Below are 25,394 nucleotides of genomic sequence, written 5' to 3' on the forward strand. Positions count from 1 at the left end.
TCATGCCATCGAAGATCCCCGGGGCGGACGAGTTCACCAGCCGTCCCCTTCCGCGCGAGGAACTGCTGCGGCAGATCTCGCCCTCCCTGCAACTGCACCAACTCGACGGCGAACAGGCCGACCAGGTCAACGCCCTGACCTACGAAGTCGTCCGGCACCGCCTGTGGGCCATCACCCAGGAGATGGGGGAGACACTGCGGCGGATGTCGGGCTCCCATGTCGTCACCGAGTCCAACGACTTCAACTTCTCCATCTGTGACGAACTCGGCGAACAGGTCCAGGTCGGCGCCTACAACGTGGGCCTCATCGGATCCATGGACCTGGCCATCGTCTGGACGCTGCGCAACCGCAGTGACAACCCGGGCATCGAAGAGGGCGACATGTTCCTCTGCAACGACCCGTGGATCGGCGGCGGACTCCACCAGAACGACGCCGCCGTCCTGGCCCCGATCTTCCACGAGGGCAAGCTGTTCGGCTGGACCTCGGCCATCGCCCACCAGGTCGACCTCGGGGGGCCGCGGCCGGGATCCTTCAGCCCGTCGGCCCAGGACGTGTTCGGAGAGGCTGTTCCCACACCGCCGATCAAGGTGGTCCGGGGCGGGGTGCTGCAGCGCGATGTCGCCGACGCCTGGGTCCGCAGGTCACGGCTTCCCCACATGGTGGGCCTCGACCTGCGTGCCAAGATCGCCGCCAACAAGAACGCGGCGGAGCAGATCCTCCGGCTCATCGCCAAGTACGGTGCCGACACCGTCAAAGCCGTGATGCGCCGCATGATGGACGACGCCGAACGCCGACTGAGGGCCAAGCTGGAAACCCTGCCCGACGGAACCTGGACCGCGATCGGCTACCAGGAACAGTCGCAGACCGGGGACCGGGACCTGCACGCCATCAAGGTCGCGATGACCAAGGAGGCCGACCGGCTGGTCTTCGACTTCCGGGGAACGGCCGAGCAGACCGGCATCATCAACTGCCCCTACCCCGGACTGCGGGCCGGGATCGTCTTCACCATGCTGCCCCTGCTGGCCGGGACCATCCCCTGGGCGGCGGGCGGACTGATGCGCTGCTTCGAGATCATCACGGACGAGGACACCATCACCAACGCCTCGTTCCCGGCAGCCGTCGGGAAGGGGCCCTTCGGGCCGGCGTGGGGATCGGGCAACCTGGTCGCCGAGGTCATCGCCAAGATGCTGGACGCCGAACCCGACCACCGCAGCGACGTGCAGTCGATCTGCAACGGCACCACCGACCTGTGCGTGGTGTCCGGCGTCGACGTCCGCGGAGGCGGCAGCAAGGGCTTCGTGTCGCCCATCTTCGACGTCATGGCCGGCGGCTACGGGGCGCAGGTGCACCACGACGGCGTCGACACCGGCGGCCGGCTCATCATCCCCTCCGCGCGGGCACCCGACGTCGAGATGACCGAGTACCTGTACCCCCTGGTCGCCCTGTGGCGACGGGAGCAGACCGACTCCGGCGGGCCGGGCCGGCAGCGGGGCGGCATGAGCGGCTCGGTCTGCTATGTGCAGCATCCGGACCAGAGCGGGACCATGTCTCTGGTCATCTCCGGCACCGGCAAGGTCGCGAACCAGAACGTCGGCCTGGCCGGGGGATACCCCGGCAACTCCCAACTCGACCTGGTGGTACGAGGTATCGGCGCGCCCCAGCTCGCCGGGGCGACGGCCATCCCCGCCGACCTGGACGCGCTCGGCGGTGACATCGAGGTGCTGCCCTGTGAGGGGGAGTCGAACCTAGGCCCGGACGACGCGCTGTATCTGCACTGGCAGGCGGGCGGCGGCTACGGCGACCCGCTGCTCCGCCCGGCCGAGGGCGTCCGCGACGACGTACTGCAGGTACGGGTGTCGGCACACGCCGCACGAGACATCTACGGCGTCGCCTTCCACGAGGACGGTGAAGTGGATGTGCGTGCCACCGACGAGATCCGCGCGAAGCTGCGCCACCGCCGCGCCGCCGATGCCGGCCTGCCCGACGCCCGGCTCGAACCGATCGGCACGCCGGACCTGAGCGAGCTGCGCCGGCTCGACGACAACCTCGCGGTCCGGACGTCGTCCGACGGCACCGGGACGGTGGTGTGCGCCCACTGCACCACCGACATCGGACCGCTGGCCGAAGGCGTGTTCATCGAGGGGCTGGCCCGCCGCGACTCCGCACCGGCCGAGGCCGGTCCGCACATCTGGCACGACCCGTCGGTCTACGTCGACGCGGAGATCGTCTTCCGCCAGCTGTTCTGCCCCGGCTGCCTGACCACGGTCAGCTCCCGGGTCGTACCAGTCGACCATCCGCTGCCCTACGACGACTACCGGCGCTGGGCCTGAGAGCACCGGCAGAAGGAGACAGAACGTGAACCCGCACCACCATTCCCTCTTCATAGGGGGCCAGTGGGTGACCCCCGCGTCCGAGGAAAGGATCACCGTCCTCGACGCGAGCACCGAGGACGTTCTCGGCAGCGTTCCGAACGGCAGCGAAAAGGACATGGACGCGGCCGTGGCCGCCGCACGCGCGGCCTTCGACGATCCAGACGGCTGGGCCGCCTGGGAACCGGCACGCCGGGCGGACGCCCTCCACCGTCTTGCCGAGGCACTGGAGCGACGCGCCGAGGCCATCACACGCATCGTCAGCGCCCAGAACGGTATGACGATCTCGCTCTCCGAGCAGGTCGAGGGCGCCCTGCCGACCGTCCTGCTGCGCTACTACGCCGATCTCATCCGCGACGACACGGGCGAAGAGGTCCGCGACGGCATGCTCGGCGCGCCCGTCCACGTGCGCCGTGAACCCCTCGGCGTGGTCGCCGCCATCGTCCCCTGGAACGCTCCGCAACTCCTGTCCGCGACGAAATACGCGCCCGGCCTGGCCGCGGGATGCACCTTCGTGCTCAAACCGTCCCCGGAGACCGTGCTCGACGCGGTCCTCTTCGCGGAGGCCGTCGAGGAAGCGGGTCTGCCGCCCGGCGTCGTCAACGTCGTCCCGGCCGGCCGCGAAGTCGGCGCGTACCTCGTCTCGCATCCCGGTGTCGACAAGGTCGCCTTCACCGGTTCCACCGGGGCGGGCCGCCAGATCGGCGCGGCCTGCGGCACCCTCCTGCGTCCGGTGACGCTGGAACTCGGCGGCAAGTCGGCGGCCGTCATCCTCGACGACGTCGACCTCGGTTCGGCGATCGCCGAACCGTTCTTCCAGGCGACGCTGCTGGCGAACGGCCAGGCCTGCTTCGCCAGCACCCGCGTACTCGCGCCGCGGAGCCGTTACGACGAGGTCGTCGACGCCGTGTCGTCGCTGGTCGGCGGCCTGACGGTCGGAAGTCCTCTGGATCCCACAACGCAGATCGGTCCCATGGCGACCGCACGCCAGCGCGACCGGGTCGAGGGGTTCATCAGTCAGGGCAGGGCGGAAGGCGCCCGGCTCGTCGTCGGCGGTTCACGCCCCGACTTCGAAAAGGGCTTCTACGTCACACCGACCGTGTTCGCCGATGTGGACAACGCGCAGGTCATCGCACGCGAGGAGATCTTCGGCCCGGTGCTGTCCGTCATCGCGTACACCGACGAGGACGACGCGGTGCGCATCGCCAACGACTCGGAGTACGGGCTGGGCGGCTCCGTGTGGACGGACGACGACGAGCGCGGTATGCGCGTCGCGCGCCGGATGCAGACGGGAACGGTCGGTCTGAACCACTACACGGTCGACCCGGCGGCACCGTTCGGTGGGATCAAGGCCAGCGGACTGGGCCGGGAATTCGGCCCCGAGGCATTGCGCAACTACCAGCAGATCAAGTCGATCTACCGATGAGTCGTTCAGGGTCACATATCGAGCGTTACAGAGAGGTGGGATCGGCGTGACGAGCATGATGGACGTCGGAGACACGCGACTGGCCTACACCGACGTCGGTACCGGCAGCCCCATCGTGTGGCTGCACGGCTCGGGGCCGGGTGCCACGGGCATGAGCAACTTCGGCGGCAACCTGGCAGCCTTCGGGGACCACCGCAACATCGTGGTGGACCTCCCCGGCTGGGGACGTTCCACCAGGCCCACGACGGACGAGCCGCTGATCTTCCATGCGGCGGAACGAGTATGTGACGCCATGACGGCGCTCGGGATCGAGCGTGCCCACCTGGTGGGCAACTCCTACGGTGGCGCCGTCGCGATGCGCATGGCGATGCGTCATCCCGAGCGTGTGGACCGGCTGGTGCTCATGGCTCCGGGAGGAGTCCTGCCCGCCGATGCCCCACCGTGGCCGAAGGGGCTTGAGCACCTCTTCGCCTACATGGCGGACGAGAAGCCCTCACGGCAGGCCATGGCCGAGTTCGTGCGGCTGATGGTGTTCGACGAGTCGCTGGCGACCGAGTCCCTCATCGACGAGCGGTACGAGTCGAGCCTGAGGGCGCACCCCGAGCTGCCGATTCCCCCGAACTTCGGCGATCTGACTCCCGACCTGCATCGTGTCGCCGCCCCCACCCTGCTCGTCTGGGGACGGGAGGACCAGACCGTGCCGCTTGCCTGGGCGTCGAAGATCCTGGAGGGCATACCTGACGCGGAGCTGCGCGTTCTGCCCCACTGCCGGCACTGGGTGCAGTACGAGCGTGCAGACGAGTTCAACCACATCGTCAGCGAGTTCCTGCGAGGCGGAGCGTCCGCCGCAGTGGAGGGATGAGGCCGTGGGTATCCGCAAACTGGGTTACGTCGGACTCAACGTCACCGACGTGGACGCCTGGACGAGTCTGCTCGGACACACACTGGGCATCGGCGTCACCACAGAGAAGTTCGGCACCGACGAGGTCGCCCTCGCCGAACTGGACGTGTTCAAGTACCGCGTGGCTCTCCACCCGTCCACGGAGGACGGTCCACGCGAACTGGGCTGGATCGTCGACACTCCGAGCGAGCTCGACAGGCTCACCCGGAGGCTCACCGACGCGGGCTTCACCGTCAGGGACGGCTCGCCGGAGGAGACACGGCTGCGCGGCGCGACCATGCTGCGCTGGTTCACCGATCCGGTCGGATACCGGGTCGAGCTGGCGGTCGGCGAGACCAAGGCGCGCACCAGTGTCGCGCGCCCGGACGGCACGAGCCCGGGTGCCACCGGCCTCGGCCACTTCGTACTGGCCAGTCCCAAGCTCGACGAACTCCGCGAACTCTACGAGTCCGTGCTGGAGTTCAAGCTGACCGACTACCGTGCCCCCGGTCTGTACTTCTTCCGTTGCAATACGGCCCACCACAGCATCGCGCTCGCGCGAGCGGAGGCGCCGTCGATCCACCACCTTGAGTTCGAGTACGACTCGCTCGACGACGTGGGACGGGCCTACGACCGCGCCAAGGCCAACGGTGCGCCGGTCTCCATCAGTCTCGGCCAGCACATGAACGACAAGGCGATCTCGTTCTATGTGCAGAACCCCAGCGGGTTCCACCTGGAGATCGGCTGTGGCGGAATCGAAGTCGGGGACGATTGGGTGCCGCACGACTTCGGTGTCCCGGATGTGTGGGGGCACCACCACACCAGTGCCAATCCCTTCGCGTCGCCGACGTCATGACGGGCACGCACCGGGGCCCTGGGGGTGATCAGCAACTGGGTGTGTCCCGGATAGGTGCGAACCCCACTGGTGGAGAAGCAACTGGCGGACCAGGTGACGGTGCACGGACTGAGCACCGATCAGGCGGTCTCGGACGTGCTGCCGGCGCGATCGGCACTCAAGCGGTTGAGAGAGCCCGATGAGGTTGCCGGCGCGGTGGCCTTCCTCTGTTCACCGGAGGCGATGTCCGTCACCGGGACGGAGCTGATCCTCGACGGACGGTGGAGCACGTCCTGACAACGATGGTGTCGCTGTTGGTGCCGTGACGCAGGAGGCACCGGTGTGGATGAGCGGACTGCCGCCCGCGACGGTACGCGCGTCGCCCTGTGACGGTACCGATGGCTCAGTTGTCGGGGGAGGGGCGCTGCCAGAAGTTGCAAAGCCCGAACCGTCGGTTCGGGCTTTGGCTGGTCGGGGTCATGGCGTGGCGGTGGTGCGGGAGGTGAGCTCCGGGATGGTGCGGGCTTTGAGGATGCCTTCGACGCCGTGGAGGAAGGTGTCGGAGATCAGCTTCGGGTCGAAGAGGCAGCCGGCTGACATGGCGCCGTCGCGGAGCATGATGAAGTGACGCCCCGCGGCGTCGGCCGTCGTCTCGCTGGTCTGCGCCAGCAGGTCGGTGACGGTGGTCAGGAACCATTGCCGGTGAGCCAGGACGGTCTGGTGGATCGGATGGGCGGGGTCGGAGTACTCGGCCGCCGCGTTGAGGAAGGCACATCCGCGGAACCCAGTGGACTGGATACCGTCGGTGATGGATTTGGCCACCGCCCGGACCTGGTCGTTCGGGGACGGGCTGCTGGCCTGTGCGGCGGCGACCTGTCCCCGGATGGCCTGGTCGGCCTGCGCGAGATAGGCCAGGATGAGGTCTTCCTTGCTCGCGAAGTGCCGGTACAACGTGGCCCGGGTCACCTGCGCCTCCGCGACGATCCGGTCGATGCCGACGGAATGGATCCCCTCGGTGTAGAAGATCCGGGTTGCTGTGTTGAGCAGCCGGGTACGTGCCTCAGACACCACGCCGCTGCCACCTTCAGTACTGCGGCTCATATGCTCCCTAACCAGATCTTGACGAGATAGAACGTTCGATTTCCACTATAGTACGCCGGGCCCCATGTAGGTAACGGACAATGGTGTGGCAGGGCTGGCTCAGGCGTCTGTTCTGCCCGGCCCAGCGTATTTGCGTGAGGCGTCCCACTCGGTCGGGGGCGATGAAGTCACCCCCCCCGGGGGACCAGCGTCACGCTACCGTGACAGAGAGGGCAACCGGAGCGTTGCCGCGAGTCACATTGGAGTACGCCTTTACGACAGCAGCAGAGCCGGAGATCGGGATCTGCTGGCGGGCCGCTGCGCCGCCGTCGTCGGCCGAGACGACGAGGTTGGGGCGCTAGGGCCTGTCTGACAATTCCCGTCGTCGCCCGGCAGACGGGAATTGTCAGACAGGCCCTAGGCGGCGGTGCACACGCAGGAAGTGCCCTCCTGCTGAGATGACACGCACAGGTCGACATGCCCGGCTCGGGAAAGGCCGGTGCTGACCGCGGTCGGCGACGCCCCGGCCGCTTTCATGCAACAGGCGTGCTGTTAGCGTGACTTGGCATGGCAATCATTCTGGTCACTGGCGCCACTCGGGGCATTGGTTACGAGACAGTACGTACGCTGGCCGACGCAGGACACGCAGTCTGGTTGGGGGCCCGCGACCCGGAACGTGGCAAGAAGGCCGCCCAAGAGACCGGCGCCCACTTCGTCCACCTCGACGTCACTGACGACTCTTCGATCGAGGCCGCCACGCACACCGTGGGCGAACTCGATGTCCTGATCAACAACGCCGGAATACTTGAACCGAACCCCGCGCTGGCCGAGGCAACGAGACACTGTCTCCAGGTGGTCTTCGACACCAATGTTTTCGGTCCCGTCCGGGTGACGAACGCCTTCCTGCCCGCCCTGTCCCGGTCGGACTCGGCCACAGTGATCAACGTGACCAGCAGCATCGGCTCGCTGTCCAAGTCCGCAGATGTCAACGACGAGTTCACCGCCTACCCTCAGGATCTGTACCGGGCCTCCAAGGCGGCGCTGAACATGTTCACGGTGCAGTGCGCGAAAGCCAATCCGACCATGCGCGTCAACTGCGTGGACCCCGGCCTGACCGGCACCGAGATGATGGGCGGCTTCGGCCAGCCACCCGCCGTCGCGGCGGCGACGATCGCCAGGGCGGCCCTACTCGGCCCGGAAGGCCCGACGGGACAGTTCCTGGGGCCCAACGGAGTGGTGCCGTGGTGAGAACAAGGCCACGAGGCCCGCTTCGAGGCGCAGTGGCAGGACGGTGATGCCTGCTGCGGTGGGTCCAGCCTCGGCCTGCCGCAACAAGGCGCGGCCGAGCCGTGGCGCCGGAAGTCTGGGAGGCAGGCGAGCACGTGGACACGGGCCATGCGACGCCGCCACGTCCTGCCATGCACGTCGGTAAGTCATGATGGTCGTGGACCCCAACCACGTGCCGCAGGCGATGGCTTGAGCCGCAACGGCCCGTTTCCCCGGCGATAGCGCGCGTTGACACGGCCGCCTCGCCGGCCTGCGACTACAGGAACGTCGTTCCGAGCGGTGCCGCGGCCGGCGGGCCGCCCGTTCCTCACGGGCGCGTCCTCCCGACCATGAGCTGCCACCGTCGGACGTGCTCGATGCGGAAGCACCGGCTCGACAAGAGTGGGTGCAGCACACCCACGCCCCAGGTGCCGACGCGCATTACTGTCGTCAGCGTGGACAGTGAGAACAAGCTCGGAGACTATCTGCGTGCCCGACGCGCTCTGGTACGGCCGCAGGACGTAGGTCTGCCCGACTACGGTCAGCGGCGCGTTCCAGGACTCCGGCGCGACGAGGTGGCACTGCTCGCGGGGGTGAGCACGGACTACTACATCCGGTTGGAGCAGGGCAGGGAACGACATCCGTCCGATCAGGTGCTGCGGGCGATCGCCGGCGCGCTGCGGCTGGATGACGCCGCCGCCGCGCATCTGTTCCGGCTGGGCCTGCCGGTGTTCGGAGCGAGGTCGGCCACGTCGCTGACCGTTGCCCCGGAACTGTCGCGGCTGATGGACGGCATGCCGGACGTGCCGGCCTTCATGGTCGGCGCGGCACAGGACATCCTGGGCGCCAACGCGATGGCACGGGAGCTCTACCGCGGATTCGCGCGGTACGACAACCTGCTGCGCATGATCTTCCTGGACCCGTATGCCAGGTCCTTCTACGGTGACTGGGACGCCGCTTCCCGGCTCGCGGTGAGCAACCTGCGGGCGTCGTCCTCGCAGTTCCCCGCGGATGAACACATCGAGCGGGTCGTCGGTGAGCTGACCCTGCACAGCCCGGCGTTCGCGAACCTGTGGGCTCGCTACGAGGTGCGTCCGCGGACTCGCGAGGAGAAGCACTTCGTGCACCCGCGGGTGGGGGAACTGCGACTGCACTTCGAGACGTTCGCGGTGGCCAGCGCTCCCGGGCAGCACCTGTCCGTCTACAGCGCCGAACCCGGCAGCGCCAGCCACGACGGCTTGGTCCTCCTGCGGCGCCTGGCCGAGCACGCAACTGCTGATTCCGGCGACTCCGACCAGGTGACAGCTCTGGAGAGAGGCGACACCCGATCATGACCACGTCGCTTGCCGGCAGCGTGGGCACCTACGACCACACCGACTGCCGCGGCAAGGTGAGCCGACCCGATGCACGGTTGCCGCGCAGGTCCACACTGCCGGAGTCATCACGTTCCACCCCTCGAAGAAAGCTCGTCGTCCGTGATTCTGCCGTTTGATGAAGCAGGCCGAGGCGAGACGGTCGTGCTGCTGCATGCCCGGCCTGCCGACCGCACGATGTGGCGGGCACACCTTCCCGTGCTCGCCGAAGCCGGCGTCCGGGCCATCGCCCTGGATCTTCCAGGCCATGGGGACGCCGCCGCGCCCCAGCGCCACGCGGTGGCTCCCTGGACCGATGTACTGGAGACACTCGACCACCTCGCGGTCGACCGTTTCATCCTCGCCGGGAACTCACTCGGCGCGTTGGTGGCGCTCCAGATCGCCGTAACAGAGCCCCGTCGTGTGCGGGGATCGGTGTCCATCGGCTACCGTCCGCACGACCTGCCGCCGTCGTCACGCCTGCAGTCCGCGTGGGACAGGGAACGCGCCGCGTTGGAGCACGGGGACATCGAAGCCGCCGTGCAGGCCGGTGTCGAGGCCTGGACGTCGCCCAAGGCGACGGACGACGTGCGCGAGCAGGCAGCGGTCATGATGCGTAACCAATTGGTCGCGCGCGTCGCGTACGGCGAACCGAAACCGGTGGCGGACCCGCTGCGCAAGGGCACGGGTGTCTTGCGTGATATGGGCGTTCCGGCACTGGTCGGCGTCGGTGAACTCGACATGCCCGACTTCTTCGAGGGCGGGGCGGGCCTGAGCGATGAACTCGGTGCGGGTGAGGTCGTCGTCCTTTCGGACGCCGGGCACCTCGCTCCGTTCGAACAGCCCGCAGCCTTCTGCGCCTTGCTGCTCGACTTCGTGGGCCGCCTGCCTGGATCTAGCCGTGTCCCGGGGGGCATGGCGGGTTCACCAGGAGAGGCACAGGTCAGGCGCCAGAGATCTGGGCGCGCTCCGTGGTCCGTCCGCTGGCAGGAGCCATGTACGAGGACTTCTGCCGGGCACTGGCGGACCGCGGTCGGTACGCGCTATGACCGCTCCTCTCCCTTGCCGACCTTGCCGACCTTGCGGGAGAGAGCCTGGCCCTCAAGTCGGCTATGTCACAGGTTGATTCATAGTAGAAAGAACGTTCTGCCTTGCGTGGCCCGTCGTGCTCGTGACATGCTGCAAGAGAGAAAGATCGTTCTGTATTCCTATGAATGAGGTTCCTGTGACTCTCTCCGTCCTTCGGCGATCAGCGTTCGTCGCTGCCGCCCTCACCGCCGTGGCGGCCGTCTCCATCCCGGTTGCCGGCGCCACTGTGCATCACGACGACAAGCCCAAGCCGACAGTCGTCTTCGTGCACGGAGCGTTCGCGGACTCCTCCGGGTGGTACGGCGCGATGGACCGCCTGCGCAAGGATGGCTATCCGGTCCGTGCCGCGAGCAACCCGCTTCGCGGTCTCCCCAGCGACGCCGCCTACGTTCGGGACTTCCTCAACAGCATCAAGGGACCGATCATCCTGGCCGGCCACTCGTACGGCGGGGCAGTCATCACCCAGGCGGCCGCGGGCGACCCGGACGTCAAGGCCCTCGTCTACGTGGCGGCCTCGGTGCCGGACGTCGGCGAGTCCCTGGCCGACCTGAAGGCCCACCAGGTCGACAACCCCGCGCCGCCCCTGCCGTTGCAGCAGGTGGCGTTCACCAGGCCGGACGGAACCCGAGGCAGCGACGCCTACATCGACCCGGCCAAGTTCCGCGAGACGTTCGCCGCGGACGTCAATCCGACCCTGGCGGCCGACATGGCGGACACGCAGGAGCCGATCGACATAGCGGCGCTCAACCAACCCGCCACAGCGGCCGCGTGGAAGACCATTCCCTCGTGGTTCCTGATCGCCAAGCAGGACCATGCGAACAGCACGAACCTCCAGCGCTGGGAGGCCGAGCGCATCGGAGCGCACACCGTCGAGATCAACTCCTCTCACGCCGCCATGGTCAGCCATCCCGGGGCGGTCAAGGACCTGGTCGAACAGGCCGACCGCGGTACGAGCTGACACATCCTCGTGCCACGGCCCGGCAACGCTGTCCGGCCGCGGCCAAAATGAACGGCCCGCCCGCAAGGGCAACGGCGACACGAACCGCTGCTGGAGGCGCTCAGCTTCCGGCGGCGGTTCGTCGTCTGTCGCCCTCAGGTCGCTGAGCGCCGCACTCGGACCCAGGAGCTGTTGGACACCATCGAGCTCGCGGACTTCGCCGGGCATCACCCTTGCCGGCTCACCGAAGGAACGCACCAACGAGGCGCCATCGCCCGGGTGTTGATCACGGAGCAGGACCCCGTGCAGGTAAAGGGCCGTATGGGGCCCATGCCTGCCATCGTGCGAAGGGCCATGACGCGACGCTGAGCGTCGGGTACGCATCACTCGGCGGCCGTCCTCCGCATCGTCGAGATGTCGAGGCACAAGGGTACGGATCGTGACATCTGTCGAGAGACCTCCATCGTCCCGTCCCATACGTTGGCGCACCAACACCTTCAGCTTCGCGCCATAGGACGCCCCCACACGTGGCCCGACCAACGACGCAGTACCACCGGTCTCTCAAGACCTCCGTTCCACGTCGTGTCCAGAGGAATCCACAGAATTCCCCGGCGGTACGAGCCGGGCCTGACTCCGGAGCGTTCATGCGAACCACCACCATCACCCGCGGATCTCGGATCGCAGCCGTTGCGATTGCGGGTCTCCTTGTCCTGGCCGGGTGCGGCGACAAGGAGTCGCCCTCAGCCGCGAGCGGCGCGGACGGGGGCAAGGCTGTGACCGGAACCCCCATTCTCGTCGGGTTCATCAACACGGGCGAGGGCGGCCTGTCATTCCCGGAAGTCGCAGTCGCGGCAGACACTGCAGGCAAGTACGTCAACACCCACGGCGGTGTGAACGGCAGACCGATCAAACTGGTCACCTGCTCGACCACCGGCGCTCCGGAGAGCGCGGGCAAGTGCGCCAACGATCTCATCGACCAGAAGGTCGCCGTCGCCATGCTCGGTGTCGAGCTCGGCGCCGACGCCCTCCTGAAGCCGCTCAAGGAGGCAGGCATCCCGATCTTCGGGGTGTCCACGTCCGGGGCGACGCTGGCCACTGACCCGTCCGTGATCTTCACGTCCCCTCCGGCGTCACTGACCTGGAACGGCTTCTGGAAGGTCATGAAGGGAGCCGGAGCCCGGAAGCCGATCCTGATCGGTGTGGACGCCGGTCCGATGTACAAGAAGACCCTGGACACGACCGTGGTGCCGAGCGCGAAGGCCGCCGGTCTGGACCTCAGCTACACGCTCTACAACCCCGCCGCACCTGACTTCGCCGCCGCCGTCACCGCCGCGAAGGGGAAGGGCGCCGACGCGATCTATTTCGCCGGGGCGGAGGGCGACTGCACGAACGGCATCAAGACCGCCCGGCAGCTCGGGTGGAACAAGCCCATATTCGCGGGCAGTTGCACGCAGTTCATCAAAACCCTCGGTTCGCAGGCGGAGGGCGTCCATACGCAGCAGTACCTCCTGCCCGCCAACTCCCGGGACACCGCACCCGAGGCCAAGCAGCGGCAGATCGACCTCTACGTCGAGCAGATGACCGCGGCCGGCGCCAAGGACAGGATCGACTCGTTCGCGATCTACGGGTTCGCCGACGTCATGACCTTGACCGATGTCCTCAAGGGCATCAGTGGCAGGATCAGCCCGGCCACGGTGAAGAGCGCACTGACGACCTACAAGGGTGATGTGTTCCTCGGCGCCCCCGTGGACTGCTCTGCGCGTCCGTTGCCGAAGGACAGCTGCGGTAGTTCGATCGCCTCTCTCATGGTCCTGCCGGGCGGTCAGCAGAAGGTGATCACCGGCGATTTCATCAACGTCACCAGGGACTGACCGGCGATGGACCAGTATCTGCTCTTCGCCCTGCTCGGGATGGGCGCCGGTGCGGTGTTCGCCGGCCTCGGGATGGGCCTCGTCACGGTCTACAAGGGTTCCGGCGTGGTGAACTTCGCGCAGGCGAGCCTGGGCCTGTGGGGTGCTTTCGTCTTCGATGAACTCCGCAGGACCGGAGATCTGGTGCTGCCCGTGCTGGTGATCCCAGGGCGCGTCCACCTGGGGACGAGCACACCCCTTCCCGTGGCGCTCGCCGTGGGGCTGCTGTCCAGCGCAGTGCTCGGCGGCCTGGTCCACGTCCTCGTCTTCAGGCCGTTGCGCAATGCTCCGACGCTGTCGAAGATCATGGCTTCGGTCGGGATCCTGACTCTGCTGCAGAGCCTGCTCGTCAGAAGGTTCGGCGCCGGCTCCCGGGTGGTGGACGCGGTGCTGCCGTCGGGAAGTCTCCGGTTCGCCGGCGTGGAACTGCCGCAGGACCGCCTGTGGCTGCTGGGCATCACGGTAGTGGTCGCCGGCGTGCTCATGGCCTACTACCGCTGGTCGATGGCCGGACTCGCGACGCGGGCAGGCGTGGAGGACGAGGTGGCCCTCCTGCTCGCACGCTGGTCCCCGAACCGTCTCGCGGGCCTCAACTGGGCGCTGGGTACCGGGGTGACGTCACTTTTCCTTCTGCTCGCGAGCCCGATCACCGGTCTGAACCCCGCGAGCATCGGCACGCTGGTCGTCCCCGGCCTTGCGGCTCTGCTGGTCGCGCGGCTCTCCTCCGTCGCGGTCGCCGCGGTGGCGGGGCTCGCCCTGGGGGTGCTGCAGAGCGAGCTCTCGTACATGCAACTGCAGTCGTGGTGGCCCCACAGCCTTCCCAGCGGTACGACCGACGCGGTCCCGTTCGTCGTGATCGTCGTCGCGCTCGTCCTGCTCGGCAAGAAGCTTCCGCGCCGCGGTGAACTGGTGCTCTCGCGACTGCCGGCGGTCGTGCGGCGGCCCTTGCGGCTGAAGTGGGTGCTGCTCGGCACGGCGGTTGTGGCGTTGCTGGCACCGCTGCTCGGGCAGGCGCAGCGCAACGGCCTGATCGCCAGCATGGTCTTCGCGGTCATCGCCCTCAGCTATGTCGTCCTGGTCGGCCTCGTGGGTCAGGTTTCCCTGGGACAGGCTGCGATAGCCGGCGTCTCCGCGTTCACGCTGGCCCGGGCCACGGACGGGCTGCCCTTCCCGGTCAGCGTGCTCTTGTCGGCGCTCGCTGCCACCCTCGCGGGGGTGGTGATGGGGGCACCGGCACTGCGTATCCGTGGCGCCCAGCTCGCCGTCGTGACGCTCGCCGGTGCGGTGGCCGTGGAAGCGTTGTTCCTCCGGCAGATCTCCGTGAGCGGTTCCGGTCTGGCGGACCCGGAGCTGTTCGGCCTGGACCTGGCCGCTCAGCGGTACAGCGAACTGGCCCGGCTCCCCTTCACCTACACCGTGCTCGCCGTGCTCGTGCTGTGCTGCCTGCTCGTCTCCCGTGTTCTGAACGGCACCACGGGACGTCGCTTCCTCGCCGTGCGTTCCAATGAGCGGGCCGCCGCCGCGGTCGGCGTCGACGTCGCCCGGACAAAACTTATCGCCTTCGCTCTGTCGAGCTTCATCGCCGGCCTCGGTGGCGCACTGCTCGCGTACTCGCGCGGCAGCGTCTCGATCGAGAGCTTCAACTATTTGGCCGGCATCAGTTTCCTCATCTTCGCTTTCATCGGTGGCATCACCAGCGTGGGCGGGGCTCTGCTCGCGGGTCTGATCGGGCCCTTCGGCTTGTGGTACGTCGTGCTGGACGGCCTGGTGCCGCTGGGGTCCGCGTACGACATCCTTGGTGGCCTGACCATGATCAGCACAGCGATCGTGGCCCCGGAGGGTGCCGCCGGCTTCTACGGCAAGGCGGTGCGGAACCTGCTCTCCCGCCGCACCGGACCGGCGCGCGACGTCGCAGAGGTACCGCCGCCCGCGGACATGCCTGCGGCAGACGTTCCTGGCGCGGACACGCCTGCGGCTGACGTTCCTGGCGCGGACACGCCTCAAGCCGCCGTTGCTGCCCCGGACGCGCCGCCCGTGCCGCTGTCCGCGGCGGAGGGCATCTCCGGTCCGGCCCTGGAAGTCGAGCGCGTCAGTGTGAGGTACGGCGGGGTGCGCGCCGTACAGGATGTGTCGATGGTCGTCCGAGCGGGCGAACTGCACGGCCTCATCGGCCCCAACGGCGCCGGCAAGACCAGCACACTGGACGCGATCGCGGGCTTCTGCGTGAGCGAGGGCGCCGTCCGGATCCGCGGAACCGACGTCAGCCGGTTCTCTCCCCACCGCCGCTTCGGCACCGGGCTGGCCCGCACCTGGCAGGCGACGGAGCTGTTCCTCGATCTGACCGTCCGGGACAACCTGCTCGTGGCAGCTCAGCCGGGAAGCCCCGGAGATCTCGTCAACGACCTGGTGGGCCGGGCAAGGGTCATGAAGGACGACGCGATGTCCGCTCTTCGGCTCCTCGGCATCGAGCACCTCGCCGACAGCCACCCCGCACAGCTCAGCACCGGGCAGCAGAAGCTCGTCGGAGTCGCCAGGGCACTGGCCGCACGGCCCGCGGTGCTCCTGTGCGACGAGCCCGCCGCCGGTCTGGACAGCGCCGAGAGCCGCGAGCTGGGCCGGCATCTGCGCACGGTCGCGGACACCGGCGTCGCCGTCGTGTTGATCGAGCACGATCTGTCCCTCGTCCTGCAGATGTGCGACGAGGTCACCGTCCTCGATTTCGGCCGGGTCATCGCACAGGGCACACCCGAAGCCATTCGTCGCGACCCCGCCGTGATGACTGCCTATGTCGGCGACCCACGTACCGTCGATCCCGTCTCGCAGGAGGTGCAGCCGTGAGCTTGTTGCTGCTGGAAGAACTGACCGCCGGCCGTGATGGCGTGCCCGTCGTACGCGAACTGGACCTCCATGTGCACGCCGGGGAGATCGTCGCTCTGCTCGGCCCCAACGGAGCCGGGAAGACCACCGTCCTGGAGACCGTCGGTGGCGTGCTGCAGCCGCTGTCCGGCTCGGTGCGGGTCGGCGGCGAGCAGGTGCGGGGCGTCCAGCGCGCCGCAGCGCTCGGAGTGAGCTACGTGCGTGAGGGCAGAGGGCTGTTCACCCAGCTCACGGTCCGGGAGAACCTGCGACTGCGCACCCACAGCCGTCGGGCGGCACGGGAGATCCTGCCCCGCTACCCGGTGCTCGAAGCCATGGCGGACCGGCGCGTCGGGCTGCTCTCCGGCGGTGAACAGCAGCTGCTCGCAATCGCCTGCGCCCTCTCCGTCGAGCCACGGTTCCTGCTCATCGACGAGATGACCATGGGCCTGGCCCCGGTCGCCGTGAAGCAGCTCCTCACGCTGGTCCGTGAGGCGGCCGACCGGGGTGTCGGAGTCCTGTTCGTCGAGCAGCATGTACAGGACGCGCTGCAGCTCGCCGATCGTGCCTGTGTCCTCAGACATGGTGAGCTGGTCGCGCACGGCACTTCCGAACAGCTCGCGGAGCAGCTGGAAGCCCTGCACGACAGCTATTTCGACATGAGCTTGCCGCGTTAGGAGCGTTGCCCGGGCCAGATTCTGTGGTTCGCCGTCACCGACCCGATCCGCGCATCGGGACCGTTGTCCAAGGAGATCTTGTGCTGAGCAGTGATGTTGTTGTTGTCGGTGCCGGAATGGCGGGTGCGTCGGTAGCGGCGGAGTTGTCGAAGCGTTTGTCGGTCGTGGTGGTGGAAGCGGCTGCCTCGGGCGAGGAACACAGCACGGGCCGGTCCGCTGCCGCGTTCCTGCCTTCCTATGGAAGCGCTTGGGTGCGCGCGCTGACGGAGGCGAGCCGCCCGCTGTACGACGCGATCTCCGCCGAGAGCGGCGTACCGCTGCTGCAACTGCGCTCTCTGCTCTGGCTGGCGACCGACGAGCCGAGCGAGGACGCCGTCACCGAACTGGTGCGGACGTCACCGCACATGAAGACCCTCACCCCTGCCCAGGCGCAGGCGCTCTATCCACCGCTGCGGGCCGAGCAGGTCCGCTCCGCCGCCGTCGACCGCTCGGCTGCGGATCTGGATGTAGCGAGCCTGCACCAGAGTTACTTCAGGACGATGCGTCAGCGTGGCGCCACCGTGTTGTTCAACTCGGCGGTGCGTGACATCAAGCGGGACGGCCAGGGCTGGCACGTCGCGGCAGGCCAGCATGTCATCCGGTGCGCGAAAGTGGTCAACGCCGCGGGCGCGTGGGTCGATCAGGTGGCCGACCGCGCCGGCATCCCGAGGATCGGTATCCAGCCCCGGCGGCGTACGGCGTTCGTCAGCCCGACTCGTTACGACGGTGACGTCTCCGAACTGCCGCTGGCCGTGGACGCGTGTGAACGGTGGTACGTCAAGCCGGAGGCGGGGCTGATGCTGGGCTCGCCCGCGGACGCCACGGAGGTGTCTCCTGGCCGGCCGCGCCCGGACGAACTGGAGATCGCCCGAGCACTGGAAGCGATCGAGGAGACGACCACGCTCGGGCTGCGCAGTGTGCAGCGTGCTTGGGCGGGGTTGCGCAACTTCGTCGCCGATCACGAGCCGGTGGTCGGCGCGTGGTCCGCGCACGAGGGCTTCTTCTTCCTTGCCGGGCAGGGCGGTTACGGTATCCAGATGGCACCGGCACTGGCCCGGCTGGCGGCTGACATCGTTGCTGAGGAAGCGCTGTCCGAGGAGACAGCCGCCTACGGGGTGCCCGTGTCCGGTCTGGCCCCCGACCGTCTGTCCCGCGCGACCACGTGAATCACAGAGGGCGGCCCGCCTCCACGCCGGTCGACGTGAGCTGATGCCGCTCGGGCACTGCGGACCCGGTGCCCCTGGTGCGGCGGACATCGTGAGCGCGTGACGTGATCTCGCTGCGATGGACGTCAGCGCCTGGAGGGGCCCGGCAGATGGAGCAGACGCAGCTGCAACATCAGCGCGAAGCGGGTCTCCGGGTCGCCGAGATCGGACTCGGCGACCTCGGTCACGCGGCGCAGTCGGTACCGGAAGGTGTTCTGGTGCACGCACATGGCCTCGGCGGCGGCGGGAACGTCCCCGAAACTGTTGAGCCAGTTCCGCAGCGTCTCCACCAGGTTGGTGCTGTGCCGCTGGTCGTAGGCGAGCAGGCGGGTCAACGGTCCCGGCGGTGGGTCACCGCGTTCGGCCATCAGGTCGGCCAGGTCGAGGAGCAGCGCCTCGACGTGCACGTCCGTGATCTGAGCGAGGCGACGGGAACCGCCGCCTGTGCGCAGCACCCGCAGGGCCCGGTCGGCGCCGAGGCGGGAACGAGAAAGCTCACTCCGGTTCCGGGCGAGCGTACCCACGCCGATCAGGGGCTGCATCCGGTTGCCGACCCGAGTGAGGAAGTCCGAGGCGATCCGGGCTGCCGTCTCCTCGGCGTCGGTCTGATGCTGCGGTACGGGGAGGATGCCGTACGCCACGTCGCCGATCATCGCGGTGGCGGCGCGCGCGTGGATCACGGAGAGGTGCATCGCGAAGGCGTCGGTCAGGCGCTCGCGCTCGGCCGCGTGCCGGGCGTGCAGGTCGGTCGAGCCGGTCGGTGCGGCCGGATCGGGTACGGCCAGGGCGAGGACCACGCCCGCGTAGTCGGTGAGGCCGAGGCGACTCAGGGCCTCCGACGCGCCGGGGCCGCCCTCCAGCGCGGTGGAGAGCAGGTCGGCGCGCAGTCGTCGTGCGACGTCGGCGCCGGCCCGCAGCCGCAGCATGTGCAGTGCGACCAGCTTGGCCGCGTCGTGCAGTGCCCGCGTGCGCTGCGAGGTGAGCGGGGTGTCCACGGCGGCCCAGATGGACCCGAGGATCTCGTCTCCCGCGCGCACCGTGATCGCGGCACGGGGGATGTGGAATCCGTCCGTCTGCGTGGGCGCGACCAGGACGGCCTGGTCGGTGCGGTACAGGTCGCGGAAGGTGCCGCGTTCCTCCAGCAGGCGGGTGAAGCGTTCGGGCACCTGTCGTCCGAGGACGGTTTCCACCCGGGAGTCGTCGGCCTCGTCCTGGCGGCCGGAGAAGGCCAGGACGCGGGAGTTGCGGTCCTCGATGGTGACGGGTGCGTCCAGGAGGGCGGCCACCGCGTTGGCCACGGCGAACATGTCCCCGGACGGGGTGCCGCCCAGGGTCTGCGGTCCTGCCTCCCCGACGTCACCGTCCGCGAGCAGCGAGCGCAGCAGCGTGGCGAGCTGTGCCCAGGAGGCTCCTCGGGTGAGCGCGAGCAGGGCGACGCCGGAGCGTTCGGCGGCCTCCAGGACCAAGGGCTCATCGGGGGCGGGTGAGCGGATGATCAGCGCCGCCGCACCGGCCTCACCCAGCGATGTGAGGAGCCGGGCGGTGTCGACCGTCCCGTGCACACCGACACCGAGGACCAGTGCCTGGCGGGGGAGTACAGGTTCGTCCAGGGCGTCGTGGATCACCACGCCCCCGATGGCGTCCGCACGCTTTGGATCACCGCAGACCAGATCGAGCAGCGTGGTGCCGAGATCCTCCAGGACGCGTGACAGTCCGGCACGTGGTTGCACGGTCACCACCCTCTACTCCCCGACGGGAGAACGGACGTGAGTGGCGTCGTTCGTCGCCAGTACCCAGAATTGTGCCCCGGGTTCGTCGCGAGCGACAAGCCGCGGCCTGCTCAGGGCACCTTCGGGGTCGCGCGCATGCCGTGGTGCACATACCTGTCGCCGTTGGGCAACGCGTAGAACGTCACCGGGATCCAGGACGGACTGCCCGTGTACCGCACGAGGAACTCGCTGTCGGAGACCGGGACCAGCGCGGTCTCCTGGACCGGTTCCGGCACCAGGTCGGCGAGCGGTCCGGTCGTCGTGTACCGCAGCCGCAGCCCGTCCGTGCCGTCGATGCCGTCGATGCGCGTTCCGGCCCGCTCGTACCGGCCGAGGTATCGACCGGCGTCCACCGACACCGGTTCGGCCGGTGGCCGCGGAGGCTCGGGCAGGGCCACCCCCGCCAGGTCGGCGAAGATCTCCCCGAACAGGTCCCGGTACAGGTCCTTCGCCGCGCCACCGTTGGTGAGGAGCGTGACGGCCAGGTCCTGCTCGGGCAGCACCCGCAGGAACGCCGCCTGGCCGAGCGTGCTCCCGTCGTGTCCGACCAGCCGGTGGCCGTCCCAGCCGAAGCGGATCCAGCCGAGACCCCAGGAGTCCCCGAGCGTCAGTTTGTCCGGCAGTTGGACCTGCTGCTCGGTCATGGCCCGCGCCGCACGTTCCGAGAGCAGACGCGTGCCGTCCGGTGCGGTGCCGCCCGCCAGATGCAGACGGGCGAAGGCGAGGACGTCGTCGGCCGTGGCGGTGATCAGGCCGGCGGGCCCTGCGGAGCGGGGCAGACTCCATGCGGGCACCGGACGCGGGGGCTCGTCGCCCTCGGCGTCATGACCCATGGCGGTACGGAAGCGCAGCGCGTCCTCCGGCAGCGTGACGGTGTGTTCGAGGCCGAGCGGGACGACCAGCCGCTCGCGCAGCGCACGGTCCCAACTCATGCCGGTGAGTCTCTCGATGACCCGTCCGGCGAGCACGAACCCGGAGTTGCAGTAGGAGAAGGTCGCCCCCAGGGGATGGTTCTGCGCGGCCTCGTCGAGCCGCCCGACGAAGCGTTCCAGGCAGTCGTCGCCGCGTCCGGTGTCGGTGAACACGTCCCCGTCGATGCCGCTGGTGTGCGTCAGCAGGTGGCGCATGGTCACCTGCTGTGCCACCTGCTGGTCGGCAAGGCGCAGTTCCGGCAGGACGTCGGCGATCGGGAGGTCCAGGTCGAGGGTGCCCTCGTCGACGAGTTGCATGGCCAGGGTCGCCGTCCACACCTTCGTGATCGACCCGATCTGGAAGAGGGAGTCCCGCGTGGTGGTCACTCCGGTCGCCTTGTTGAGCACGCCGTGCGCGACCACATCGCTGTGCGCGCCGCGGGCGATGCCCAGGACCGCGCCGGGCACCTGGTGCCGTTCGGCCAGTTCGGCAAGGCGACGCTGCCAGTGCGGCGCGTCCACGGGGCGCGCGGAGGGTCTCCCGGGCGTGGACCCACCGGCGTGGTGTTCGACCCAGTCCACGATGCGGCGAGCCAGGTCGGTGCGGTGCGAGGGCGGGCCGTCGAGGGGGAACAGGTGCGAACCGCGGGGGTACAGCACCAGACGCGTGGGCACACCCTGGACCTTCAGCGCGTTGAACCACTGCTCGGACTGCCCGACAGGGCACCGTTCGTCGGCTGTGCCGTGCACGATGAGCGTCGGTGTGCGCACGTTCTCCACCCGGGAGGGCGGGGAGAGTTCGGTGTACCGGTCGCGGTCGAGCCAGGAAGAGACGCCCGGTTCGGTGGTGGCCGGCCGGTGTCCCGTATCGCTGGTGCCGCACATGCTGGTGAGGTCACTGATCATCGCGCCGGCCACTGCCGCGGCGAAACGCTCGTCGCGGCTGGTGAGGTGGCCGGTCATGCAGCCGCCGTAGCCGTACCCGGCCACAGCGAGCCGTTCGGGGTCGGCGGTTCCTTCGGCGACCAGGGTGTCGATGGGTTCGAGGAAGTCCCGTGCGTCGCCGGTGCCCCAGGCGCCGGGGGCGGCGGTGAGGAAGGCATCGCCGTAGCCGTCGCTGCCGCGCGGGTTGAGCAGCAGCACGGTCCAGCCGCGGGCGGCAAGCTCCTGGTGGTGGAGGTGTACGGGGTCCGCCGCGCCGTTCCAGGCGTTGTGCGGGCCATCGTGGATGTCGAGCAGCAGCGGGGCGGGTCCGGTGCGCCCCGGATCGCGCAGCAGCCAGCCGTGCACTGTGCCGCCGTCGGAGATCTTGAACTCTCTTTCCTGCGCGGGGAAGAGTTCCACGTCGTTCAGCGCCGCGCCGTGCCGGGTGAGGACACGCTCCTGGCCGGAGGACCGGTCGACGGCCACGATCTCGCCGTAGCTGTCGGGCGTGGCCAGGACCACGACGGCTGTGTCCTTGGCGGCGGACACACCGGAGACCACGCGGCCCGCGCCGGCGATGAGTGCCCGCGGCGTACCGTCGGCCGCGTCGACCGTGTACAGATGGCTGCAGCCGCGGTTGCTCGCGCAGAAGAGGACGGTGCGGGCATCGTCGGAGGCGTGGGGTGAGGCTCCGGGGTGGCCCGGGCGACCTGGGGTGACGCAGCGGTCGAGGCCACGCGTCAGATCGACCGCGGGACCGCCTTCCAGCGGCACCCGCAGCAGGCCGGCGTGTCCCGGTTCGGTGTCGCTACGCCCGACGACCAGCAGGGCGTCACCTTCGGCGGCCCAGGTGACGGCTTGGGCGATGCCCGCACCATCACCTACGAGGCGCGGCTGGGCGCGCGCTTCGGGGTCGGAGACGTCCAAGACGTAGGCCTCGGAGCTCGGTGTCGGATCGGCCACGGGTCCGCGTTCCGCGCAGAAGGCCAGGCGGCGGCCGTCGGGTGACCAGGCCGGAGTGCCGGCGTGCCAGTCCCCGTCGGTGACCTGCCGGACTCGTTGATCGGTGAGGTCGAGGACGTGCAGATGGCTGCGGACGGTGGCCACGAAGCCGCCACCATCGACCGTGTGATCAAGCCGGTCCACCACCATGGGGGGTGGCACCTTCGCCTCGGAGCGAGTTGACGGCAGTCGGTCCACCGGAGCGGTGAAGGCGAGAGCGGTGCCGTCCGGGCTCCACACGGGCGCGCCGGCCCCCAGCGGCAGCTCGGTGACCGGCTCCGGTTCGCCACCGTCGGTCGGTAGCAGCCACACCTGAGCGGGGCCGTCGCCTCCGCGCAGGAAAGCGATCCTGGCACCGTCGGGTGACCATGCCGGTGCGGTGTCGGCGGGGCCGCGGGTGAGACGGCGAGCCGCGCCGGATCCGGTCGGCACCGTCCACAGCACCCGTTCGTCCCTGTCCTGGTCGCGGTCGGCGGTACGCAGCACATACACCACGCGCGTGCCGTCCGGTGACAAGGACGGCTGCTCCGGCAGCGCGAGGGAGTAGAGATCGTCGATACCGAGTGGTCGGGTCAAGGCGGGCTGTCTCCTCGTGGACGGTGTGGATGCGGCGGACGTGTGTGGGGCTGCGGAGTGCTCCGCGCCACCGAGGACGTGGGCAGCGGGTCGATCACGAAGGGGCAGTCCAGCCTGGTGGGGCCGTGATCCGCGTCCGTGTCGGTCCGGCAGCCGCTGAGCTCACGGTCATGGCCGGACCAGTGCATCGCGGACGGCCATGGAGGTCCCCGCGTTCCGCAGCTGTCAGCTGTGATACCAGAAAGTAGGCCACGGGGGGAGGTTGTCGCCTCGTCGGCAACACCAAGAGACATCTTCGTTCTTTGTCGCAGCCGACGAAGAGGAACAGCTGGCCTGCCGGTGCGGGCGGGGCCGCACATCAGCGCGTGAGTACCGGTCTCGGGCGGATGCGACAGACGTCGAAAACGAGACCCTTGGCACCAGACATCTGGAGGGCGACTTCAGGCGTCCGAAGACCGATAGTGAGCCGGAAAGGGCCCGACCGACTGTTTCTCAAGTGAGGCGAATCGATGGACGCATTTCCGCTCTTCCGCTCGACGGTGGACGCCGGAGACCTGGTGGCGATCTCCGGACAGATCGGCATCGTCGACGGCCGTCTGGTGGACGGCGGTGCCGCGGAGCAGACGGATCAGGCCCTGGCCAACCTGTCGACGGTCCTGCACTCGGCCGGACTGGCGACAACCGACGTGGTCAAGGTCAACATCTATCTGACCACGATGGATGACTACGCCGCCTTCAACGAGCGGTACAACGCGGTCTTCAGTACCGAGCCCCCGGCCCGCACATGTGTGGCAGTGCATCAGCTGCCGTTCGGCGCTCTGGTCGAGCTCGAAGCCTGGGCCCGTCGCCGCTGACGGCCCGCCGCCAGGACTGCGCTGCCTCTCGGATCCCGCTCGCCGCGACCTCATCAGGCGGGAGCGGGCCCTGAGGGTCACGTACGGGTTTTACGATGCGTGACTGATGTCGCATGGCGTGGTACGACTGAAGACGCGCTGACGGGAGTCGTGGGCGGACCGGCGTAAGCCTGCGGCAGGATGGTGAGGCGTGTGCTCGAAGAGCTTCAGCGCGTGGTGGAGTCGCTCGCACATCGCCTGGGACGAGCGGTTGCCGTGGACGACCTGGACTTCAGGCTGCTGGCCTACAGCGCACACTTCGGCGAGGGTGACGAGTGGCGCGCACGTGTCATCCTCGGTCGCGAGGCCCCACCCGAGGCTCTGGCGTGGCTGCGCCGCCAGCGTCTCGGCCGGGCGACGGGACCGGTGCGGCTCCCGGCCGACAACAAGCTGGGGATCCTGCCACGGGTGGTCGTGCCTGTCGTGTACCAGAACGTGCGTTTCGGTTACCTGTGGCTGATCGACGCCGATGGGTCACTGTCGGACGAGCAGTTGGAGCTGGCGTCGGCAGCGGCCGTGGACGCGGGCGCCATTTGCTTCCGTGATCGCGTCGTCTCACAGTTGCGCACGGCTCGGGAGGGAGAGCTGGTACGCGACCTGTTCTCGGAGGACGAACAAGTCAGGGGCATGGCCTCGGCCCGATTGGTCGAGGGTGGCCTGTTCGCGTCGCGGGGCGACGTCACCGTAGTCGTGGCACGTCCTCTCGCAGCCGGCGCCGAAGGTGTCGGTGTCGACGAGGACGACCGCATAGCTCTCCAGATCGCTCTGGATACGGTCTCCGCCCGGCTAGGTGATCGAGGTAGCCTGCGGCTGGTCCGTCCGGACCATGTGGTCCTGGTGGTTCCCAGCGTGACGCTGCGACGTTCGCCGGAGGTACCGGACGCCCTCCGCACGACCTCCTTGGAACGATTGGGCCGGAGCACGAAGTGGCGTGACGTGCACGTCGCCACGGGCAGCCCGGCTCACCGACTCGACGATGCCGTGACCTCGTACACGCAGGCGCTCGACGCGCTGAGGGTGGCAGAGGTCGTCCCCTCGTTCGCCCCCCTGGTCGCACACGAAGCTCTAGGTATCTACGCGCTGCTTGCCGCCCAGCCCTTCGACCAGCTCGGAACGTACGGGGTGCATCCTTCGGTGCGGCGGCTGCTTGAGGCCGACCGTGAGCTGTTCATCACCGCTGAGCTGTATCTGGACCGGGCGGGCGATGCCCGGACTACCGCCATCGAGCTCGGACTGCATCGCGCCAGCGTGTACCACCGCGTCCGTCGCATCGAAGACGTCACCGGGCTCGACCTCTCGGACGGGCAGCATCGCCTCCTGCTCCACCTGGGCATCAAAGTCTCCCGGCTTCTGGGCCTCGCCTGAGCCGAGAAACAGCTGCCCTCCCATCCCCACCCG

Annotated in this window: 17 protein-coding genes and 1 pseudogene; 15 read left to right on the forward strand and 3 right to left on the reverse strand. The window is 68.8% G+C overall.

The window, feature by feature from the left end; all coding sequences use genetic code 11:
• Positions 1-2 precede the first annotated feature (2 nt).
• The 5 genes and pseudogenes from C6Y14_RS33540 to C6Y14_RS33560 form a co-directional block, all read left to right on the forward strand.
• Positions 3-2,330: a hydantoinase B/oxoprolinase family protein gene (locus tag C6Y14_RS33540; RefSeq protein WP_107020649.1), complete on the forward strand. Its 2,328-nt coding sequence runs from the start codon at positions 3-5 to the stop codon at positions 2,328-2,330.
• A 25-nt stretch (positions 2,331-2,355) separates the two neighbouring features.
• Positions 2,356-3,795, forward strand: a complete 1,440-nt coding sequence (locus tag C6Y14_RS33545; protein WP_107020650.1) for an aldehyde dehydrogenase — start codon at positions 2,356-2,358, stop codon at positions 3,793-3,795.
• Positions 3,796-3,850: 55 nt separating this feature from the next.
• Complete coding sequence (locus C6Y14_RS33550; protein WP_225891422.1) at positions 3,851-4,657, forward strand: alpha/beta fold hydrolase; 807 nt, start codon at positions 3,851-3,853, stop codon at positions 4,655-4,657.
• Positions 4,658-4,661: 4 nt separating this feature from the next.
• Positions 4,662-5,531, forward strand: coding sequence for a VOC family protein (locus C6Y14_RS33555; RefSeq protein ID WP_107020652.1), 870 nt, complete (start codon positions 4,662-4,664; stop codon positions 5,529-5,531).
• 15 nt (positions 5,532-5,546) lie between these two features.
• Positions 5,547-5,807 (forward strand): annotated as a pseudogene (locus C6Y14_RS33560) (SDR family oxidoreductase); the annotation flags it as partial.
• 180 nt (positions 5,808-5,987) lie between these two features.
• Here the strand turns inward: C6Y14_RS33560 and C6Y14_RS33565 are convergent.
• Entirely contained in the window at positions 5,988-6,611 is a 624-nt protein-coding gene (locus C6Y14_RS33565; RefSeq protein WP_107020653.1) for a TetR/AcrR family transcriptional regulator, read from the reverse strand.
• A gap of 546 nt (positions 6,612-7,157) precedes the next feature.
• On the opposite strand from C6Y14_RS33565, the gene C6Y14_RS33570 reads away from it, so the two are divergent.
• From C6Y14_RS33570 to C6Y14_RS33605, 8 genes are all read left to right on the forward strand, one after another.
• Positions 7,158-7,838, forward strand: a complete 681-nt coding sequence (locus C6Y14_RS33570) for an SDR family NAD(P)-dependent oxidoreductase (RefSeq protein ID WP_107020654.1) — start codon at positions 7,158-7,160, stop codon at positions 7,836-7,838.
• A 473-nt stretch (positions 7,839-8,311) separates the two neighbouring features.
• Positions 8,312-9,190 (forward strand): helix-turn-helix domain-containing protein, encoded by an 879-nt coding sequence (locus C6Y14_RS33575; RefSeq protein ID WP_107020655.1) that lies wholly within the window; start codon positions 8,312-8,314, stop codon positions 9,188-9,190.
• Between the two features lie 141 nt (positions 9,191-9,331).
• Positions 9,332-10,426: an alpha/beta fold hydrolase gene (locus C6Y14_RS33580; protein WP_225891404.1), complete on the forward strand. Its 1,095-nt coding sequence runs from the start codon at positions 9,332-9,334 to the stop codon at positions 10,424-10,426.
• A 7-nt stretch (positions 10,427-10,433) separates the two neighbouring features.
• Positions 10,434-11,255: an alpha/beta fold hydrolase gene (locus C6Y14_RS33585; RefSeq protein WP_107020656.1), complete on the forward strand. Its 822-nt coding sequence runs from the start codon at positions 10,434-10,436 to the stop codon at positions 11,253-11,255.
• 752 nt (positions 11,256-12,007) lie between these two features.
• A complete protein-coding gene (locus tag C6Y14_RS33590) occupies positions 12,008-13,105 on the forward strand; it encodes an ABC transporter substrate-binding protein (protein WP_159074359.1) in 1,098 nt (365 codons plus the stop codon).
• 6 nt (positions 13,106-13,111) lie between these two features.
• On the forward strand, positions 13,112-15,982 hold the full coding sequence (locus C6Y14_RS33595) for a branched-chain amino acid ABC transporter permease/ATP-binding protein (RefSeq protein WP_107020658.1): 2,871 nt from the start codon (positions 13,112-13,114) through the stop codon (positions 15,980-15,982).
• Complete coding sequence (locus C6Y14_RS33600) at positions 15,979-16,677, forward strand: ABC transporter ATP-binding protein (RefSeq protein WP_107020659.1); 699 nt, start codon at positions 15,979-15,981, stop codon at positions 16,675-16,677. Before C6Y14_RS33595 ends, C6Y14_RS33600 begins: the two co-directional genes overlap by 4 nt.
• 80 nt (positions 16,678-16,757) lie before the next feature.
• Positions 16,758-17,882: an NAD(P)/FAD-dependent oxidoreductase gene (locus C6Y14_RS33605; RefSeq protein ID WP_159074360.1), complete on the forward strand. Its 1,125-nt coding sequence runs from the start codon at positions 16,758-16,760 to the stop codon at positions 17,880-17,882.
• A 125-nt stretch (positions 17,883-18,007) separates the two neighbouring features.
• Here C6Y14_RS33605 and C6Y14_RS33610 read toward each other — a convergent pair whose 3' ends face one another.
• Together C6Y14_RS33610 and C6Y14_RS33615 are read right to left on the reverse strand one after the other, a co-directional pair.
• Positions 18,008-19,657, reverse strand: coding sequence for a PucR family transcriptional regulator (locus C6Y14_RS33610; RefSeq protein WP_107020798.1), 1,650 nt, complete (start codon positions 19,655-19,657; stop codon positions 18,008-18,010).
• 104 nt (positions 19,658-19,761) lie between these two features.
• Positions 19,762-23,103 (reverse strand): serine hydrolase, encoded by a 3,342-nt coding sequence (locus tag C6Y14_RS33615; RefSeq protein WP_107020661.1) that lies wholly within the window; start codon positions 23,101-23,103, stop codon positions 19,762-19,764.
• A gap of 509 nt (positions 23,104-23,612) precedes the next feature.
• Here C6Y14_RS33615 and C6Y14_RS33620 point away from each other — a divergent pair.
• Together C6Y14_RS33620 and C6Y14_RS33625 are read left to right on the forward strand one after the other, a co-directional pair.
• Positions 23,613-23,957: a RidA family protein gene (locus C6Y14_RS33620; RefSeq protein WP_107020662.1), complete on the forward strand. Its 345-nt coding sequence runs from the start codon at positions 23,613-23,615 to the stop codon at positions 23,955-23,957.
• A gap of 255 nt (positions 23,958-24,212) precedes the next feature.
• Positions 24,213-25,361, forward strand: a complete 1,149-nt coding sequence (locus C6Y14_RS33625) for a PucR family transcriptional regulator (RefSeq protein WP_159074361.1) — start codon at positions 24,213-24,215, stop codon at positions 25,359-25,361.
• Positions 25,362-25,394: the final 33 nt, after the last annotated feature.

The sequence above is a fragment of the Streptomyces dioscori genome (assembly GCF_003024195.1).
GTDB lineage: Bacteria > Actinomycetota > Actinomycetes > Streptomycetales > Streptomycetaceae > Streptomyces > Streptomyces dioscori.